This window comes from Streptomyces sp. NPDC058045 (assembly GCF_042885635.1).
Classification (GTDB): Bacteria; Actinomycetota; Actinomycetes; order Streptomycetales; family Streptomycetaceae; genus Streptomyces.
In genome coordinates this window covers 228,459-244,986 of the sequence record NZ_JBHVRR010000002.1, presented here as the reverse complement: position 1 = coordinate 244,986, position 16,528 = coordinate 228,459, and the positions used below count along the sequence as shown (strand labels likewise).

The window sequence follows — 16,528 nt, the reverse complement described above, 5'->3', positions numbered from 1 at the left end:
CTTCGCCGCGGGCGGGGGCTTCGCCACCCGCGGCCCCCTTTCCGGTGGGCCGCCCTCGCTGTATGGCCGCCGGGCGGAAGCGCGTCGCGGGTCTCAGGGTGGCTGCGGTACCCTGGCGCCATGCGTGCCGTACGCCTTCTGCTTAGCGGGCCGCGCTGATCAGTCCCGACTGCCCCGGAATACACGGGAAGAACGGTCGGAATCGGCGCGGCGTCCCCTCCTGTGCGAGGGGTCTTTTCGTTTGCGGACACTCCCCGGGACCACCGGACCCGGGGACCTGTCCCGGCCGCGGCGGAGACGACCGATGGAGCTTTGAGGATCATGAGCGAGACGAACCCTGCTGCCGAGTCGGCAGCACCGCACCGCTACACGGCCGCCATGGCCGCCGACATCGAGGCACGCTGGCAGGACTTCTGGGACGCCGACGGCACCTACGAGGCGCCCAACCCCACCGGTGACCTGGCCGGAGATCCCGAGGTCGCCGCCCGGCCCAAGAAGTTCATCATGGACATGTTCCCGTACCCCTCGGGCGCGGGACTGCACGTCGGCCACCCCCTGGGATACATCGCCACCGACGTCTACGCCCGCTTCCAGCGCATGACCGGGCACAACGTCCTGCACACCCTGGGCTTTGACGCCTTCGGCCTGCCCGCGGAGCAGTACGCGGTGCAGACCGGCACCCACCCGCGCGCCTCCACCGAAGCCAACATGGAGAACATGAAGGCCCAGTTGAGGCGGCTGGGCCTGGGCCACGACAAGCGCCGGTCGTTCGCCACCATCGACCCGGACTACTACAAGTGGACCCAGTGGATCTTCTTGCAGATCTTCAACTCCTGGTACGACGAGGACGCCGGAAAGGCGCGCCCCATCGCGCAGTTGGTCGCCCAGTTCGCCGGCGGTGAGCGCGCTGTGCCCGGAGGCGGCACCTGGGACGCGCTGACCGCGGCCGAACGCGCCGAGATCCTGGGCGAGTACCGCCTGGCCTACGCCTCCGACGCCCCCGTCAACTGGTGCCCCGGCCTGGGCACCGTCCTGGCGAACGAGGAGGTCACCGCCGAGGGGCGCTCCGAGCGGGGCAACTTCCCCGTGTTCAAGGCCAAGTTGCGCCAGTGGAACATGCGGATCACCGCCTACGCCGAGCGGCTGCTGACCGACCTGGACGCGCTGGACTGGCCCGAGGCCATCAAGCTCCAGCAGCGCAACTGGATCGGCCGCTCCGAGGGCGCCCGCGTCGACTTCCCCGTCGCCGGCCACGACGACCGTGCCGTGACCGTGTTCACCACCCGGCAGGACACCCTGTTCGGCGCCACCTACATGGTGCTGGCGCCCGAGCACGAGCTGGTCTCCGGCGACCACCCGGTCGTCCCCGAGGCCTGGCCCGCCGGCACCCGCGACGCCTGGACCGGCGGCCACTCCACCCCCGCCGACGCCGTCACCGCCTACCGCAAGCAGGCCGCCGCCAAGTCCGACGTGGAGCGCCAGGCCGAGGCCAAGGACAAGACCGGCGTCTTCACCGGCGTCTTCGCCACCAACCCGGTCACCGGCGAGCAGGTCCCCGTCTTCATCGCCGACTATGTGCTGATGGGCTACGGCACCGGGGCCATCATGGCCGTCCCCGCCCACGACAGCCGCGACTTCGCCTTCGCCCGCGCCTTCGAACTGCCCATGCGCTGCGTGGTCGAGCCCTCCGACGACCGCGGCACCGACCCCGCCACCTGGGACGACGCCTTCTCCTCCTACGAGGCCGCGCTGGTCAACTCGGCGAGCGAGCGGATCACCCTGGATGGGCTGGGCGTCACCGACGCCAAGGCCCGGATGACGGAATGGCTGGAACGCAGCGGTCACGGCCGCGGCACCGTCAACTACCGCCTGCGCGACTGGCTGTTCAGCCGCCAGCGCTACTGGGGCGAGCCCTTCCCCATCGTCTACGACGAGGACGGCGTCGCCCACCCGCTGCCCGAGTCGATGCTGCCGCTGGAACTGCCCGAGGTCGAGGACTACAGCCCCCGCACCTTCGACCCGGACGACGCCGACACCCAACCCGAGACCCCCCTGTCCCGCAACGAGGACTGGGTGAACGTCACCCTGGACCTGGGCGACGGCTCCGGCCCCCGCAAGTACCGCCGCGAGACCAACACCATGCCCAACTGGGCCGGTTCCTGCTGGTACGAGCTGCGCTATCTGGACCCGCACAACAGCGAGCGGCTGGTCGACCCGGCCATCGAGCAGTACTGGATGGGCCCCCGCGAGTCCATGCCCACCGGCGGCGTCGACCTGTACGTGGGCGGCGCCGAGCACGCCGTACTGCACCTGCTGTACGCCCGCTTCTGGTCCAAGGTGCTGTTCGACCTGGGGCACGTCTCCTCCGCCGAACCGTTCCACAAGCTGTTCAACCAGGGCATGATCCAGGCCTACGTCTACCGCGACAGCCGTGGCATCGCCGTCCCGGCCGCCGAGGTCGAGGAGCGCGACGGCGCGTACTTCTACCAGGGCGAGCAGGTCTCGCGGCTGCTGGGCAAGATGGGCAAGTCCCTGAAGAACGCGGTCACTCCGGACGAGATCTGCGCCGAGTACGGCGCGGACACCCTGCGCCTGTACGAGATGGCGATGGGCCCGCTGGATGTGTCCCGCCCGTGGGACACCCGCGCCGTCGTCGGCCAGTTCCGCCTGCTGCAACGCCTGTGGCGCAACATCGTGGACGAGGCGACCGGCGAGATCGCCGTCGCCGAGGTCCCCGAGGCCGACATCGACACCGGCACGCTGCGCGCCCTGCACAAGGCGATCGACGGGGTCCGCGGTGACCTGGAGGGCCTGCGCTTCAACACGGCCATCGCCAAGATCACCGAACTGAACAACCACCTGGTGAAGACCTATGCCGGTGGCGCGGTGCCGCGCTCGGTGGCGGAGCGGCTGGTACTGCTGACCGCGCCGCTGGCCCCGCATGTCGCCGAGGAGCTGTGGCGCAGGCTGGGCCACGCCGACTCGGTCGTCCACCAGGACTTCCCGGTCGCCGACCCGGGCTATGTGGTGGACGAGGCGGTGACCTGCGTGGTGCAGATCAAGGGCAAGGTCAGGGCCCGTCTGGAGGTCTCGCCGTCGATCACCGACGAGGAGCTGGAGCGGATCGCGCTGGCCGACGAGAAGGTGGTGGCCGCGCTGGGCGATGCCGGTATCCGCAAGGTGATCGTCCGCGCCCCGAAGCTGGTCAACATCGTCCCCGCCTGACCGGCGCCGCCGTTCCCGCCTGACCGGCGGCTTCGTTCCTGCCAGGACCGGCGGGCTTCGTCTCCGCCGGCCCCGGGCGGGCTTGTCAGGGGCATTCCCTAAGGGCAGGTTGGGGGTTCCACCGGAACCCCCAACCTGCCTGCTGCGTTTACGGTGGAGGGGCACGGAGAAGCGCGGAGCAGCGGGGGAGAGGGCGGCGCCGAGCCGACCGGTCCCCCGCCGTGAACCGTTCGCGTGCCGCACATCCGCGTACCGCACAACGGGAGGAGCCCCATGGCAACCGCGCTCATCGTCATGGCCGTGCTGTTCATGCTCTTCCTCGCCCTCGGCGTCTACGCCACGGCGAAGGCCGTCGGCGCCGCCAAGCGCGGTGTGGACCGCACCATCGAGCAGGCCCGCCGCTCCGTCGAGGACCACACCCTGCGCGCCCGCACCTACACCCAGTCCGGCCCCGCCGCCGAACTGGCCGGTCTCCGGCTCGAACTCCGCACCTCCATGCGCGCCACCCAGGACGCCCTGCACGCCGGAGCCGAGAGCGACCCCTCGCTTCAGGAGTCCCTCGACCTCTTCACCCGCCTCAGCGAACACGGCCACCGCCTCAACGACGAACTCCGCCGCCTCGAACGCGACCCGGACCGTGAGCGCCTCCGCCGCCAACTCCCCGAACTGCAAGAGCGCACCCGCCGGATCACCTCCTCCGCGGAGTCCCTGCGCTGGGCCGCCCGGGACCGCGCCCAGCACTTCGTCGAGGGCGACCTGGACGACCTCAGCAACCGGATCGACCTGGAGGCGGGCGCCCTGCGCCACTGGACGGACGAGCCCGCCCCCGAAGCGGGCCGCCCTTCCCCCGGCACGGGGAGCAGGGACGCGGGCGGCGGACGCGGCGCGCAGGGCGGGCGGGGTACGGCGGGCCGACGCCCCGGAGCGCCGACTTCCGCCGACCGGCAGTCCTCGGCTCCGGCCGGGGACGGGCAGGCCGCCATCACCCCGCCCACCGCGCGCCCGGTCCCCCCGTGGCAGCGGAAGGCCCGCCCCGAGAACACCACCTGAGCGGTCCGGTACGGCACTTGGGCCGGTGACTTGTGACTGCTCCGGTGGGCAGCGTGTGGCTGGTCGGGTCGGCATTGCGAGATCTCCGTGTGGTTGGTCGGGTGGGGCTGCGAGGCTTCTGTGTGGCTGGTCGGCTGGGTGCTGTGCGGCTGGTGTGTCCCTGTGGGGAGGTACCGTGACCGTTGTCGTGCAGGGGTCCCGCGAGGGCCGGTGTCGGGCCGAGCCCCGACTGCCGGGCAGCGGAGACGGCAGGTAACCTCCAGCTCATGCCCCATGTCGCCATCGTCACGGATTCCACGGCCTACCTGCCGCAGCCCGCGATGCAGCGCCACGGCATCACCGCCGTCCCCCTCACCGTGGTCCTCGGTGACCAGGCCCTGGAAGAGGGCACCGAGATCTCCTCCCGCGCTTTGGCCGAGGCCCTGCAGAAGCGGCGCTCGGTGACCACCTCGCGTCCCGCACCCGCAGTCCTCGCCGACACCTACCGCCGTATCGCGGACACCGGTGCTGACACCATCGTCTCCCTCCATCTCTCGTCCGAGTTCTCCGGCACCTACGACGCCGCCGTCCTCGCGGCCCGCGAAGCCCCCGTGCCGGTGCGGGTCGTGGACACCGGCATGGTCGCCATGGCGCTCGGCTTCTGCGCCCTCGCCGCCGCCGAGGTCGCAGAACGGGGCGGCACCGCCGAGGAGGCCGTCGCCGCCGCGGAGAAGCGGGCCGCGGACACCTCGACCTACTTCTACGTCGACACCCTTGACTATCTGCGCCGTGGAGGCCGCATCGGAGCCGCCCAGGCCCTGCTCGGCTCCGCCTTCGCGGTCAAGCCCCTGCTCCAGCTCGACGGGGGCCGTATCGAGCTGCTGGAGAAGGTGCGCACCGCGTCGCGGGCCGTCGCCCGCCTTGAGGAGATCGTCGCCGAACAGGCCGGCAGCGGCGCGGTGGACATCGCGGTGCACCACCTCGCCGCTCCCGAGCGCGCCGCCCTCCTCGCGGAGCGCCTCCGGGAACGGGTACCGGGCCTGGCCGAGCTGCACCTCAGCGAGGTCGGCGCGGTCATCGGTGCGCACACCGGACCCGGTCTCCTCGGGGCCGTGGTCTCGCCCCGCTGAATCTGAGACGTGGGCAACCGGCCCGCAGTGTCGGTCTGTTCGCCCATTTCACTCATCCGGGTGGCGGAGTTATCCACAACTCCCCGGTTTTCCACGGGAATTCACCAAGATCCACTCGGCCGGTGCGTGGCCTCTAACGTCCGGGCCATGACTCCTCGTACACCTGCACCTGCGCCCTCTTCCCTTCCTCCTTCTTCCTCTCCCACCTCGCCGCCGCGTCGTACGCCCACCGTGCTGCCTCTTGCCACGGCCCTCGGTGAGCACCGCCCCGTACGGTTCCCGCTGCCGTGCGACACCGCCAACTCCCCACCCGGCAAACCGACTTCGCGCCCCGAGCCGACTCCACCGCGCCCTGCCGCCGCCACCCGCCCCCGGAGCACCCGAGCCCGGCACCGTAGGACGACCGACGAACCCACCCGTTCCCGCGCCGAGGACCTCCTCTCCCCGGCGCCGCGGGAGCAACCGTCCGGTGAGGCTCCGGTGGGAGGGGCGGGGGCGGGTGCTGCGGTGACGGGAGTGACGGGGGTGAACTCCGCGTTGCCGGTGGGGGGTTCGGAGCACTCGCGTCCCCCTGGCGCGGAGCCCTGGTCGACGATGCCTCTGCCTGCGGTCGCACCTCCGGCGGTCACGCCTTCCGCGGTGGCTGAGGCGGAAGCGGAGGCGGGGAGTGGTGGTCGGAGCGGGGCCGGGCCGGTGGTTCGCACGGGGCGGTGGTCTGTGGCGGTGCGGGAGCGGCTGCCGTTGTGGATGCAGACCCACTGCGCGCTTGAGCGGCGCAGCGTTCTCGCCCTCGCCGTGCTGCTGCTGGCGGCCGCCGCGTTCGCCGCCCAGCACTACTGGACCGGTCGGGCCCGGCCGGTCCAGGCCCCGGAAGTGGTACGGGCGGAGGACGGTCCCGGGGGCGCGGGCAGCGACGGTGCCTCCGGTTCCGGTGGTCAACTCGGCGCCGGACAGCGGGAGTCCGAGGGCACCGGCGGCGCCCGGTCGGCGGGTGCGGGCCGTCCGGGGGCCTCCGGTGGGCCGATCGTGGTCGACGTCAGCGGGAAGGTCCGCCACCCCGGACTTCAGCGACTGCCCGCCGGTGCCCGGGTCGCGGACGCGCTGAAGGCCGCGGGCGGGGTGCGTCCCGGGGTCTCCGTCGTGGGGCTGAACCGCGCCCGGTTCCTCGTCGACGGTGAGCAGGTCGCCGTAGGAGTGCCCGCGGCCCCCGGTTCCGGTACTGCGGGCGGCGGCGGAGGAGGCGCCGGTGGGGCAGCGGCGGGCGCTGCCCCGGTCGGCCTGAACACGGCGACGGTGGATCAGTTGGACACCCTGCCGGGGGTAGGCCCCGTCCTGGCCCAGCACATCATCGACTACCGCACCCAGCACGGCGGTTTCCGCTCCGTGGACGAGCTGCGCGAGGTCAACGGCATCGGTGACAGCCGCTTCGCCGACCTACGGGACATGGTCCAGCCATGACCCCGGCACCGGAGAGTCCCCCCGAGGCCATGGACGCCACGGCGACTGAGGCGACGGCCCACCGACCGCCCGTGCACCGCACCGCCCGCAGCCCCCTTGGTGATCCGCACCCGCACCAGGAGGCCCCCGCCGACCTGCGCCTGGTCGCCCCCGCGGTGGCCGCCTGGGCCGCCGCGGCCGCCGCCCTGGACGCCCCCACCGCGCCCGTCCTCCTCGCCGCAGCCATCGCCACGATCCTCGGCCTGCTACTCCTACGCCCCCGCCCAGCCCACGGCCCCACCCCTTCCTCCCCTCAACTCACCGCCCTTTCAAGCCAATTCGCCGCCCAGCCCCCGCCCAGGCCGGACCGATGGCCGTCCCGAAGGCCGTCCCGCAATCCGGACGGCGCCTCGTCCCGTAAGCCGGCCTGGCGGCGGGTGTCGGTGGCCGGGGTGCTGCTCTGTGCCGCGGCGGCCGGTGCCTCTGCCGTGCTGCATGGGGCCGATCTGCACCGCGGCCCAGTACCCCGGCTCGCCCGTGCCCACGCCCACGCCACCCTGGAGGTGGAGATCACCGCCGATCCGCGCCGTACCGCACCACGAGTCACCGGTGACCACATGGCTCCGTCCAGCCTGGTCACCGAGGCCCGGGTGCTCCGGGTGACGTCCTCCGACGGCGGCACCACGGCGACCCGTACCCCCGTCCTCCTCATCACCGACGCTCCCCGCACCCCGCGCACCGCCCCCGGCAGCGCGCCCCCGCACGGGCCCGCCGCTCCCTCGGCGCGGGTCGAGGAGGACTGGGCGGGGTTGTTGCCGGGTGCCCGGGTGCGGGTCGTGGCACGGCTGGCGCCCGCGCTCGCCGGAGACTCGGTCGCCGCGGTGGCGCGCGTATCCGGTGGGCGGCCGCCCGAGCCGGTGGCCGCACCACCCCCGGCGCAGCGGCTGGCCGGCAAGCTGCGGGCCGGGCTCCGGGAAGCCACCGACCATCTTCCGCCCGACGCCAGGGCCCTGCTGCCGGGCCTGGTCGTGGGAGACACCTCCCGAGTGCCGGCCGACCTCACCGAGGCCTTCCGGGCCACCGACCTCACTCACCTTTTGGCCGTAAGCGGTGACAATGTCCGGTGAACAGATGGGTTACTTGGAGAGATCATTGTTGCGCACGCGCAACATGTAGTGCGTCGACCTGCGGTTATTCCTCTAGCCCGGCGCCATGATGGGCTGCCGCCGCGTCACCTCATAGAGGAGCGGCCCCTCCAGCAGTGCAGGAGAGGCCGCTCAACAGTGGCACGCCGCCCCCAGATTGTGGAGGCCCCGGCCGGCAATGGGGGCAGATGCCGACCGGGGCCGTGGGTCACCCCGCTCGCCGCGCCATCTCCCCGCGAACGGGGTGGTCTCATTGCCGCTCGTGGGCAGCCCGCTGAACGCGGAGGTCGAGGGCGGCGAGCGGCGGGCAGTCGCCCGGGTCGGCGTGGCTGTAGTTGGTGCAGCCGGGGCCGGACCCGGCCTCGTGGTGGTGCGTGCGGTACGGCTGGTCTTCGAGGATGCTGCCGTGGCAGCGGGCGCAGATCACCGCTGAGCCTCCTGCCAAGCTCGGCGCAGCCGGTGACCACGAGAACAGACGCCGCCCCGGATGGAGCAGACGTGACAGTCCGCCGTGTGCAGGAGGTAGGTGCGGTACTCCGCGTCACCGCGGGCACCGACTGGCGGGGCGGCGGTCATGATGCGGCCTCCGTGTCGCTGACCGGGGTGAGGTCGCGCAGGCCGCGGCAGGTGGGACAGGCGTAGCGCGTCTGGCTCGTCGTGGGCCCGACAGCGCGGACGTGCTTCACGTCCTCCGCTAGGTCCCGGTGGAAGTCGCACCAGCCCACCTCGCGGACAGCCGCGGGCGACGGTGCGGGAAGGGGTGTGATTCGTGGCTGAGTCATGGCGTTCGCCTCCGTTCCCCGTTGACCGTATGGGCGCTGCGAGACTGCGGGGAGTGTGTGCAACGGGCGTGCCCTGTTGGGGAGTTCACACAGTGTGTGAACCGGATCCAGCTACGGTTGTGACCGACAGTGATCCGGGGGCAAAAAATGGAACCCAACACGTTGCTGGACGCGCTGCTCGCCGAGGCTGGCATGTCCCGCAAGGGCCTGGCAGCGCAGATCAACGCGGCTGGGTCAGCCCGAGGGAAGCGCATGCGTTACGACCACAGCTCTGTCATCCGTTGGCTCAGGGGCGAACGCCCCCGCGGAATCGTCCCTGACCTCATCGCCGACGTGCTGAGCCGTCGCCTCGGCCGACCGGTCTCCCTCGACGACATCGGCATGGGAAAAGGGGCGGCCCCGCCCACGGGCACGCCCCTCGACGGGTTCATCGGCAAGGCCACCGCCCTGTGGCGCGGCGACCACCAGCAGCGCGATGACCTCCAGCGGGCGCCCGTCATCACCGGTCTGCCTGCCGTCGGCCCCGTGTGGGAGTGGGAAAACCCGCCCGAGGACATTGACGTGTCCAGCCGCGGCACCGTTCGCGTCGGCCTCCCCGACGTTGAGCAACTCCGCATCGCTCGTGCCCACTACGAGCAGATGTACCGCAAGGCCGGTGGGGTTGCCACCCGCGGCCGGGTGGTGCGGTTCCTTGTCCAGGACGCGGCGCCGCTGATGCGCGGCACGTACACCGACGGCACGGGCCGCGAGCTGCACCGGGCCGTCGGCGGCCTGGTCGCCATTGCCGGGATCTGCGCCTATGACTCCAGCGCCCAGGGCCTGGCCCAGCGCTACTACCACCAGGCACTGCGTCTGGCGAAGGCGTCCGGTGACCGGGCGTTCGGTGGATACGTGATAGCTCTCCTCGTCAACCACGCGATCTACCTCGGCGAGCACCGGGCGGCCGTCGCCTTCGCCGAGGCCGGACTCCGCACCGCCGGACACGCCATCAGCCCGGCCCTGGCCTGCGACCTGAACGCAATGCAGGCCAAGGCCTTCTCGCGGATGGGCGACCAGACCGGCGCCCGACGCGCGATGAAGCAGGCCGAGACCGCAGCCGGGCTGATCCGGCCCGACGAGGAACCCGCGGAGACCGGCTACGTGCAGCCAGGTCTGTTGGAGAACGCTCTCGCGGACACCCTGATGAGGCTCGGGGACACCGGACCGGCGCAGCGCTTCGCGGCCGAGGCTGTGGGCATTCAGGCGCACGCCCGCGGGCGGGTGCATCGGCTCGCCACCCTCGCGGACTGCGAGCTGCGGGCAGGGGAGGTAGACCAGGCGGCCGGGACGGCAGAACGGATGCTCGACACAGTGCACGGCATGGAGTCGCACCGCCTGCACGACCGGCTCGCGGGAGTCCGCCGGAACCTCGCAGGCACCGGCAGCCGGTCGGTACGGGATGTGGTCGGCCGGATCGACGACACCCTCCGCATCCCTCTATAGGCGGTGTGGTCGACTGGGGGCGACCTCGATGGAAGGCGGCATCAGTGTCCGTGTGGCGGAACTTGGGCGAGCGCACCGTGTACGAGAACCGATGGGCCACGGTGAACATGGCCGACGTCGAGCTGCCCGACGGCCGTCACCTGGACCACACGGTGATCCGGCTGCGGCCCGTAGCTGTGGCCACCGTCGTCAACGAGGCAGACGAGGCACTGCTCCTGTGGCGGCACCGGTTCATCACCGATGCGTGGGGGTACGAACTGCCGTCCGGCGGCACCGGCGAGGGCGAGGACCCTGCGACCGCGGCGGCCCGGGAGTTCGAGGAGGAGACGGGGTGGCGGCCTGGGCCGATGCGGCTGCTCCTGGCCGTCGACCCGATGCCGGGCATCTCCACCAGTCACCACAGGGTGTACTGGTCGGACACTGCGGAGCAGGTTCGGGAGATCCCGGAGGATCACTTCGAGTCGCAGCGCCGCGAGTGGGTGCCGCTGGCGCGGGTGCCCGAGATGATCGCCCGCGCTGAGATCCGCTCGGCGAACGCGGTGGCGGCCCTGCTGATGCTGCACCAGCAGCGGTGCGTCAGAGCGTAGGCATAGAGTGCGGCCCCGTCCCTGGGAATTGCTGTCCATCAGGGGCGGGGCCGCGACCACCACGCAGCCAGCAGTGGATAGGTGCCGTCACCATAGAGGCGCGTACAGCACGCCCACCGTCACCGGGCCGCGGCCTCGTACACCGCGACCCCCAGAGCTACCACCGCCGTCACCGCGCCGACCGCAGGCAGCGGCCACCGGCCCCGCTCCAGCGCCGCGACCCGATGCTCCAGATCCTCGACGGCCTTGTCCGTCTGGCCCTGCCGCTGGAGCGCCACATCCAGTCGACCGCCCAGCGTGGCGAACCCCGTGTCGACCGAGCCACGGAGCCGCTCCAGCTCGATGGCAACGGAGGACTCAGGCGGAGTCACTACCCCTTCTCCGCAGCCTTATCGAGGGCAGCCCGGACCATGCAGTCCTTCGCCTCCAACAGCTTCCGGAGCCCGGCGGTCAACTCGGGGCCGTCGGGCAGGCCGGCCACCAACTCGTGGGCCAGCCCGTGGAAGGGGGCGCTGACCTCAGCAAGGTGCGGGGGCAGGTGGTCGTACGCGAAGTACCGGAGTACGTGCGTGGTGCTCGGGTGCCGCTCGGTCATGACGGGTCCCCTGTCTCGGTGAGGAGCGTCAGGATCTGCGTCACCTGGTCGCGCAGCTCGGCCACTTCCTTGCGCAGCACGTCTACGCCCTCGTGCGCGACCCGCGCATGGCCGTACGCAGAGCCGAGCGCCGTCCCCACGCTGATCTTCTTGTCCGCCAAGCCCTTGTCGTCAGGCCAGCGGCGCGGCATCCAATCGCCGATGCCGACCTGGTCGTTGAGCTGCATGTCGTCCTCCTCGGGGATTCTCCCGGCGGGCGCCGCCAGGACCGCGGCGATGCGGTCCCGCATCGAGTTCATAGAGAACCCCGCCGGGTCGATCTTCTGGTTGGTCCACTCCAGGTGGCCGATGACGGAGTGCTCGCCCCACCCGTAATGTCGGCACACCGCCGCAGCCGCCCGGGCGATCGCCACCAACTGGGCCTCGGGCCACGGGTCCTTGCCGTCGCCGCGGTTGACGCACTCGAACCCGACGAACCTGCTGTTGCCGTCGACCGTGCCGCGGCCGGGCTTCGGGTGGTGCGCCGACTCGTTGATCACCGCGTCCAGGGCGTCGGCGTCGCCCGTTCCGGCGTGGTTGGCGCGGCCCCACCCGACGAGGGTGACCTCGCCGTTCTTGTGGATCACGCCGTGGCACAGCGGCCCAGGCAGGTCCGCCCGCCCGCTGTAGCACAGGTCGACAATGCCCTTGCCGTCGCCGGAGGCGGTGTGGTGGATCATGACGCCGTTCAGCGGCCCCCAACCGGTGCCGCGCTGGCCGCGGTTGTGGGTGGACCAGCCGGAGCGCTCATGAACGTTCAGCCCCTCGGCACGCAGCGCGCGAGCGAACTGCGCCGCCGTCATGGGAGTAGCCATGGGTCAGCCCCCTGCCGTATAGGAAATGTTGCGGACCTTGCCCTGGAACGGATTCGCGGAGTCGCCGAGGACGGCGTTGCCCTCCTCTTTCTCCACCCAGAAGTACGGGCCGCGGTACTGGGAGTCCGCAGCGGTGACCGTGTACCGGGTGCCGTTCGCCGCGATCCGCGTGAACGTGATCTGCGTCGGGGTCACCGTCAACTCGTACGACGACCAGGCGTTCACCGTCATCGCGGGCGTGCTCTTGGTAGCGAGGTAGGTGAGCGAGGGATCCCATTTGGCGAGGCCCAGCTCCCCGTTCTGCCGCTGGTACGCCCGGTACAAGGTCCGCTGCCCGCGGGGGAATCTGCGGGGGTTCAGCACTGGATCGTCGGGCCAGTTGTACGGGTCTACGTCCGTCGCGGCGCCGAACAGCAGGCCCATCTTGGCGCGGGTCGCGGACGTCGTCGCCAGGCTGTCCCACCTCATATCCCAGGTCAGCGTGTACGACGTGGGGTCCTCGATCGGGCACTCCCACCCGCACAACACGGCGGCCCGGCCGGTGTTCGCGCCGAAGTTCGGAGGCAGAATCAGGCCCTGCTCGCGCTCCTCGACACGGCCGCGCACCAGACCGCTGGGGGACACGATGTCTTCCTGGTCCGTGCGGAACGTCAACTGCCCCGTGCCGGGCCGCCGGTGCTCCCACGGGTCCGACTCCGTGCGGTACGAGTACGGGCAGTTCGCGGTCAGCGGACCCCGGTAGTACACCGGGTCCAGCATGTACCCGCCGCGGATCCCCAGGCCCTCGACCCTGGCCCGGGTGGCGTGCCGCGAGTCGCCGAGCATGAGGACCTGGAGCCCAGCGTCCCGGTACGTGGTGAACACGCTGTCGGCGCACAGGTGGTTGAGGACGATCCACTCGATTCCGGCCGCGGTGAGGTCCGCCACCGGGTAGGGCAGCGTCGCGTCGCCGTACGTCGCCGGTTTGACCGGCACCATGACCGGTGTAATCCCCGCGTTCTTCACGGTGACCGCGTTGGTGATCTCCTGCACGCCGATCATTGCCCACTCCTGCGCGCAGTGCCCGAGGACAGCGCGCACGGCCCCGGTGATCGCGACGCTCTCCGGGTAGACGGCGTTCTCCGGGTCCGGCCCGCAGTCCAGCAGAGCAATGGACTTGGCGTCGATCATGCGCAGGAAGTCCGCGGCCAGCGGCTGGTGGTAGTTCGGGGCGAGCCACCCCCACCAGCCCCCACGCCGGTCATCCCGCCCGGCCGGCACATCCCCGTCAGGCCGCTGATACGCCACCGGGTCGTCCACGTCACCAGCGAAGTTCCACACGCTCTTGATCGTCGACGAGCTGAGCTGCCGAATGTCCTGCCCGATGTAGATGGAGGTACGGCGCCCGGAGATCTGGTGGTCCCAGTAGTCCGCCACCACCCCCACGTCGTCCGAGCTGGTGGCGACGTGGAAGCCGATGATGTCGCTGCCGGTCGCGAGGCAGTATTCGAGCTGGTGCGGCGAGCTGTAGGGGCCGTGCAGTCCCGCCAGCGAGTCCGCCCCGACCACGTTCGGAGCGGCCGGCAGGTCAGCGATCGTCTGCCCGCACACCCCCGGCACCGGCCCCGGGCCGCCCGGCACCATCACGCCCTGGTCCGTGCCGAAGCTGGCGGCCTGGCCAGCGTCGTCGGACAGGTGGACCTGGATCCGGCCCGAGCCCTCGTCGTAGATCAGCCCCGGGCCGAGGTTCTCGGCCACGCACTCGGTGATGACCTGGCAGCCGTCCTCCGACTGCCCGCCCAGGCTCACCACGTACGGCTGCTGCACCGATCCGTTCCCGGTCACCTGGATCGGAGCCCGACCTGTAACCAGGCAGGAGCAGCTACCGGAGCACCCGCATCGCGCCATCGTCCTATCCCTCCTGCTCGTGGCCCAGCACGTACGGCGTCAACTGCCTCTCGCCGTCCGGGGTCCACGTCTGCTGCATCCACCGGCCGCCGATGTTCAGGACCACGTGGCTGGCCATGGAGTCGGCCCGGGACGCGGCCCGGCCGAGCGCGGCCTGCGCGGCGATCGCCGCCCGCAGCGGCCGCTGCGCCGCGCGCTGCCCGGGTAGTGCAGTGCTGCTCATCCGCCCAGCTCCTCGTCCACGTCTCCCAGCGGGATCAGCGCGATGCCGACCCGTTCACCGCCCTGGCCGCCTTGGTCGGCCTGCCACGACACGTCCACGTCCGACAGGACGAAGCCCCGCTCGATGGGTACGCACATGCTGGAGGCGAGTACGTCCAGGCGCTCGCCGGGCACCAGCTGCTGCACGGTCACCGGGGCGTCCGGGGTGAGCTGGGACTGGTCCGGGACGTTGATCGCCACGGGCACCGGGTAGCGGCCGGCCAGTGCATCCCGGGCGGCGCTGCGCAGGTCGGCGTCCGTGACGTCCTCCTCCTGGAGGGTCACCAGCGTGTCCAGGCGGCCGTACGGCGTGCCCGTGCGCCCGGTTCCCAAGGTCTTGCCGTCGGTGATGTTCTGGAACTGCTGGCTGGTTGCCCAACCGTAAGTGGCGCCCTGCGTACCGTCCTTGATGACCTCGACGTCCCCCGCGATGTGGTCCAGGGTGAGCCGTCCGATCGCCCTCGTCCCGCTGGTGGGCCGTCCCCGCAGCACGATGGACCGGCCGACCGTCGTCCAGGTCAGGCCGCGTTTGGTCCACTCGCGCCAGATGTTGCCCATGGTCTCGGTCCACGCGGTCTGGTTGTCCGAGCCGTCCTTCTCGACCTTGATGGTGGGCAGGCCCTCGTCGCGGCGCACGAGGTAGTCCAGGATGCTGGGGTAGTCCCGCGGCACCGACAGGTCCGGGTCCGTGAGGTTGAGTCGCAGGTGGTTGTCGGCGATGTACGTGATCGGTCCCCGCCGCCGACCAAGCGCGTCGGCGCCTGCATTGATGTAGCGGATCGGGTAGTTGTTCACCAGGTGGTCCAGCCACGCGGTGACGTCCTGCGCCTCGATCGTGATGCTGTCCCGGCGGAACCGCGGCCGCACGATCGGGCCCTGCCAGACGAGTTCGCCGTCTCGGTAGATCGTCAGCTCATGGCACCACGGCTCGACCTGGCCAAGGTCCTCGCAGCAGGCGGGGTCCAGGCTCGCGCGGGCGATAGTGACGCTGGCCTCGGAGATGTCGTTGATCGTCCGCGACCACTTCACCGCCGTCAGTTCGCTCAGCATCGCGTACTGCTGGCCCCCGCCGCGCCAGTGGATCAGCGCCGAGTACGTGCTCGCGCAGCCCAGCACCGTCGGGACCTCACCGACCGGCGCCCCACCGCCGCAGCCTGCCTCCGGCGTGTAGGTGACCGGCGCGGAGTCGGCCGTGTCCACGGTGCCGTCCTGGCGGCGGACCTCGACCCGGTAGGTGATCGGCACACAGGCGGGCGGCGACGCATCGAACCAAGTCGAGGTGAACGGCAAGGTGTTGCCCTGCCCGGCGAACAGCGGCTGGTCCAGGCCGCCGACCACGCGCGAGATCTGCCACGACGCGATCCCGGTCGGCTCGGCCACCGTCACCGTGAGCTGGACCCCGCGCTCCGCGCTGGTCACCACTGCCGCGGTGATTCCGACAGCCACCGGCAGCGGCACTACGTCGGCCACGCCCCGGTTGACCGCAGCCACGTACCGATAGAACGCCGTCGTCCTGTTGGCCGGGTCCTGGATCCGCGACAGACGCAGGTCCCCGCCCGCGAACATCGCCGCCCGCTGGCTGCGGGACAATTCCAACTGCACTCCGGCACTGCGCAGTCCGCGATTGCAGATGTTGTCCGGATCCGTCCCGGACAGGTCGGCCGGCGGGTCCTCGCAGCGAAAGTCAGCCTCTTCGAGTCGGGCACGGATCCGGTCGCCGAGTTCAGCATCGAGACCGCCGACGTAGGTGACCGCCACCCCGGCCGCCTTGTCGGCGTGCCCGTGCCAGGACACGATCCGATCGGCGCCCGCGGCGTGCTGCACGGCCTGTGGCTCGTCGTAGTGCGTGCTGGTGATGTGCAGCGCAGTGTTGCCACTGCTCTTGATCCCGGCGAACGTGTAGAAGGGCCCGGTCAACTGCGCGGCGTAGTCGGCGAGTTGCTCGGGCGGCGCCTCGATCACACCGCCGTGGATCGCCATGTGCGTGACATAGGAGCCGGTGCCCGGTCGGATCCGGATGTACCAGTCCCGCCCCTCCTGATTGACCAGCTCCCCGGTGGTCGGATCCCGGTCGGAGATCAACTCCTCCCAGTTGGCGTACTTGTCAGCCATCC

At 71.3% G+C, this 16,528-nt stretch carries 14 protein-coding genes; 7 read left to right on the top strand and 7 right to left on the bottom strand.

Translation table 11 applies throughout. The annotated features are described in order from the left end of the window. Positions 1-321 precede the first annotated feature (321 nt). The 5 genes from leuS to ACFVST_RS02850 all read left to right on the top strand — a co-directional run bounded on the left by leuS (position 322) and on the right by ACFVST_RS02850 (position 7,948). Positions 322-3,225: a leucine--tRNA ligase gene (gene leuS / locus ACFVST_RS02870; RefSeq protein ID WP_390146204.1), complete on the top strand. Its 2,904-nt coding sequence runs from the start codon at positions 322-324 to the stop codon at positions 3,223-3,225. Positions 3,226-3,498: 273 nt separating this feature from the next. Next, the gene (locus tag ACFVST_RS02865) at positions 3,499-4,275 is read left to right on the top strand and encodes a hypothetical protein (RefSeq protein ID WP_390146202.1); all 777 of its coding nucleotides are present in this window, start codon (positions 3,499-3,501) and stop codon (positions 4,273-4,275) included. A 266-nt stretch (positions 4,276-4,541) separates the two neighbouring features. Continuing rightward, complete coding sequence (locus ACFVST_RS02860) at positions 4,542-5,384, top strand: DegV family protein (protein WP_390146201.1); 843 nt, start codon at positions 4,542-4,544, stop codon at positions 5,382-5,384. A gap of 717 nt (positions 5,385-6,101) precedes the next feature. Continuing rightward, positions 6,102-6,842, top strand: a complete 741-nt coding sequence (locus tag ACFVST_RS02855) for a helix-hairpin-helix domain-containing protein (RefSeq protein WP_390146199.1) — start codon at positions 6,102-6,104, stop codon at positions 6,840-6,842. Beyond that, positions 6,839-7,948 (top strand): ComEC/Rec2 family competence protein, encoded by a 1,110-nt coding sequence (locus ACFVST_RS02850; RefSeq protein WP_390146197.1) that lies wholly within the window; start codon positions 6,839-6,841, stop codon positions 7,946-7,948. The genes ACFVST_RS02855 and ACFVST_RS02850 overlap by 4 nt, the downstream gene beginning before the upstream one ends. A 268-nt stretch (positions 7,949-8,216) precedes the next feature. Here the strand turns inward: ACFVST_RS02850 and ACFVST_RS02845 are convergent, their stop codons facing one another. After that, positions 8,217-8,393 carry a hypothetical protein gene (locus ACFVST_RS02845; RefSeq protein WP_390146195.1) on the bottom strand — a complete coding sequence of 59 codons (177 nt, stop codon included), beginning with the start codon at positions 8,391-8,393 and terminating at the stop codon, positions 8,217-8,219. Between the two features lie 502 nt (positions 8,394-8,895). Here ACFVST_RS02845 and ACFVST_RS02840 point away from each other — a divergent pair. Then, the gene (locus tag ACFVST_RS02840; RefSeq protein WP_390146193.1) at positions 8,896-10,230 is read left to right on the top strand and encodes a transcriptional regulator; all 1,335 of its coding nucleotides are present in this window, start codon (positions 8,896-8,898) and stop codon (positions 10,228-10,230) included. A 44-nt stretch (positions 10,231-10,274) separates the two neighbouring features. Continuing rightward, the gene (locus tag ACFVST_RS02835) at positions 10,275-10,817 is read left to right on the top strand and encodes an NUDIX hydrolase (protein WP_390146192.1); all 543 of its coding nucleotides are present in this window, start codon (positions 10,275-10,277) and stop codon (positions 10,815-10,817) included. Positions 10,818-10,936: 119 nt separating this feature from the next. Here ACFVST_RS02835 and ACFVST_RS02830 read toward each other — a convergent pair whose 3' ends face one another. The 6 genes from ACFVST_RS02830 to ACFVST_RS02805 form a co-directional block, all read right to left on the bottom strand. Beyond that, on the bottom strand, positions 10,937-11,188 hold the full coding sequence (locus tag ACFVST_RS02830; RefSeq protein WP_390146191.1) for a hypothetical protein: 252 nt from the start codon (positions 11,186-11,188) through the stop codon (positions 10,937-10,939). Next, the gene (locus tag ACFVST_RS02825) at positions 11,188-11,412 is read right to left on the bottom strand and encodes a hypothetical protein (protein ID WP_390146189.1); all 225 of its coding nucleotides are present in this window, start codon (positions 11,410-11,412) and stop codon (positions 11,188-11,190) included. The genes ACFVST_RS02830 and ACFVST_RS02825 overlap by 1 nt, the downstream gene beginning before the upstream one ends. Then, positions 11,409-12,266 (bottom strand): N-acetylmuramoyl-L-alanine amidase, encoded by an 858-nt coding sequence (locus ACFVST_RS02820; protein ID WP_390146187.1) that lies wholly within the window; start codon positions 12,264-12,266, stop codon positions 11,409-11,411. Before ACFVST_RS02820 ends, ACFVST_RS02825 begins: the two co-directional genes overlap by 4 nt. Before the next feature lie 3 nt (positions 12,267-12,269). Beyond that, entirely contained in the window at positions 12,270-14,072 is a 1,803-nt protein-coding gene (locus ACFVST_RS02815) for a hypothetical protein (protein ID WP_390146185.1), read from the bottom strand. Positions 14,073-14,157: 85 nt separating this feature from the next. Beyond that, positions 14,158-14,376 carry a hypothetical protein gene (locus ACFVST_RS02810; protein ID WP_390146184.1) on the bottom strand — a complete coding sequence of 73 codons (219 nt, stop codon included), beginning with the start codon at positions 14,374-14,376 and terminating at the stop codon, positions 14,158-14,160. Continuing rightward, complete coding sequence (locus ACFVST_RS02805; RefSeq protein WP_390146183.1) at positions 14,373-16,526, bottom strand: poly-gamma-glutamate hydrolase family protein; 2,154 nt, start codon at positions 16,524-16,526, stop codon at positions 14,373-14,375. Before ACFVST_RS02805 ends, ACFVST_RS02810 begins: the two co-directional genes overlap by 4 nt. Positions 16,527-16,528: the final 2 nt, after the last annotated feature.

What these genes read in the sequence shown, in the direction of transcription:
- ACFVST_RS02850 (WP_390146197.1), top strand. Translation starts at nt 6,839, where the DNA reads ATGACCCCGGCACCGGAGAGTCCCCCCGAGGCCATGGACGCCACGGCG.
- leuS (WP_390146204.1), top strand. Translation starts at nt 322, where the DNA reads ATGAGCGAGACGAACCCTGCTGCCGAGTCGGCAGCACCGCACCGCTAC.
- ACFVST_RS02805 (WP_390146183.1), bottom strand. Translation starts at nt 16,526, where the DNA reads ATGGCTGACAAGTACGCCAACTGGGAGGAGTTGATCTCCGACCGGGAT.
- ACFVST_RS02825 (WP_390146189.1), bottom strand. Translation starts at nt 11,412, where the DNA reads ATGACCGAGCGGCACCCGAGCACCACGCACGTACTCCGGTACTTCGCG.
- ACFVST_RS02820 (WP_390146187.1), bottom strand. Translation starts at nt 12,266, where the DNA reads ATGGCTACTCCCATGACGGCGGCGCAGTTCGCTCGCGCGCTGCGTGCC.
- ACFVST_RS02810 (WP_390146184.1), bottom strand. Translation starts at nt 14,376, where the DNA reads ATGAGCAGCACTGCACTACCCGGGCAGCGCGCGGCGCAGCGGCCGCTG.
- ACFVST_RS02865 (WP_390146202.1), top strand. Translation starts at nt 3,499, where the DNA reads ATGGCAACCGCGCTCATCGTCATGGCCGTGCTGTTCATGCTCTTCCTC.
- ACFVST_RS02860 (WP_390146201.1), top strand. Translation starts at nt 4,542, where the DNA reads ATGCCCCATGTCGCCATCGTCACGGATTCCACGGCCTACCTGCCGCAG.
- ACFVST_RS02840 (WP_390146193.1), top strand. Translation starts at nt 8,896, where the DNA reads ATGGAACCCAACACGTTGCTGGACGCGCTGCTCGCCGAGGCTGGCATG.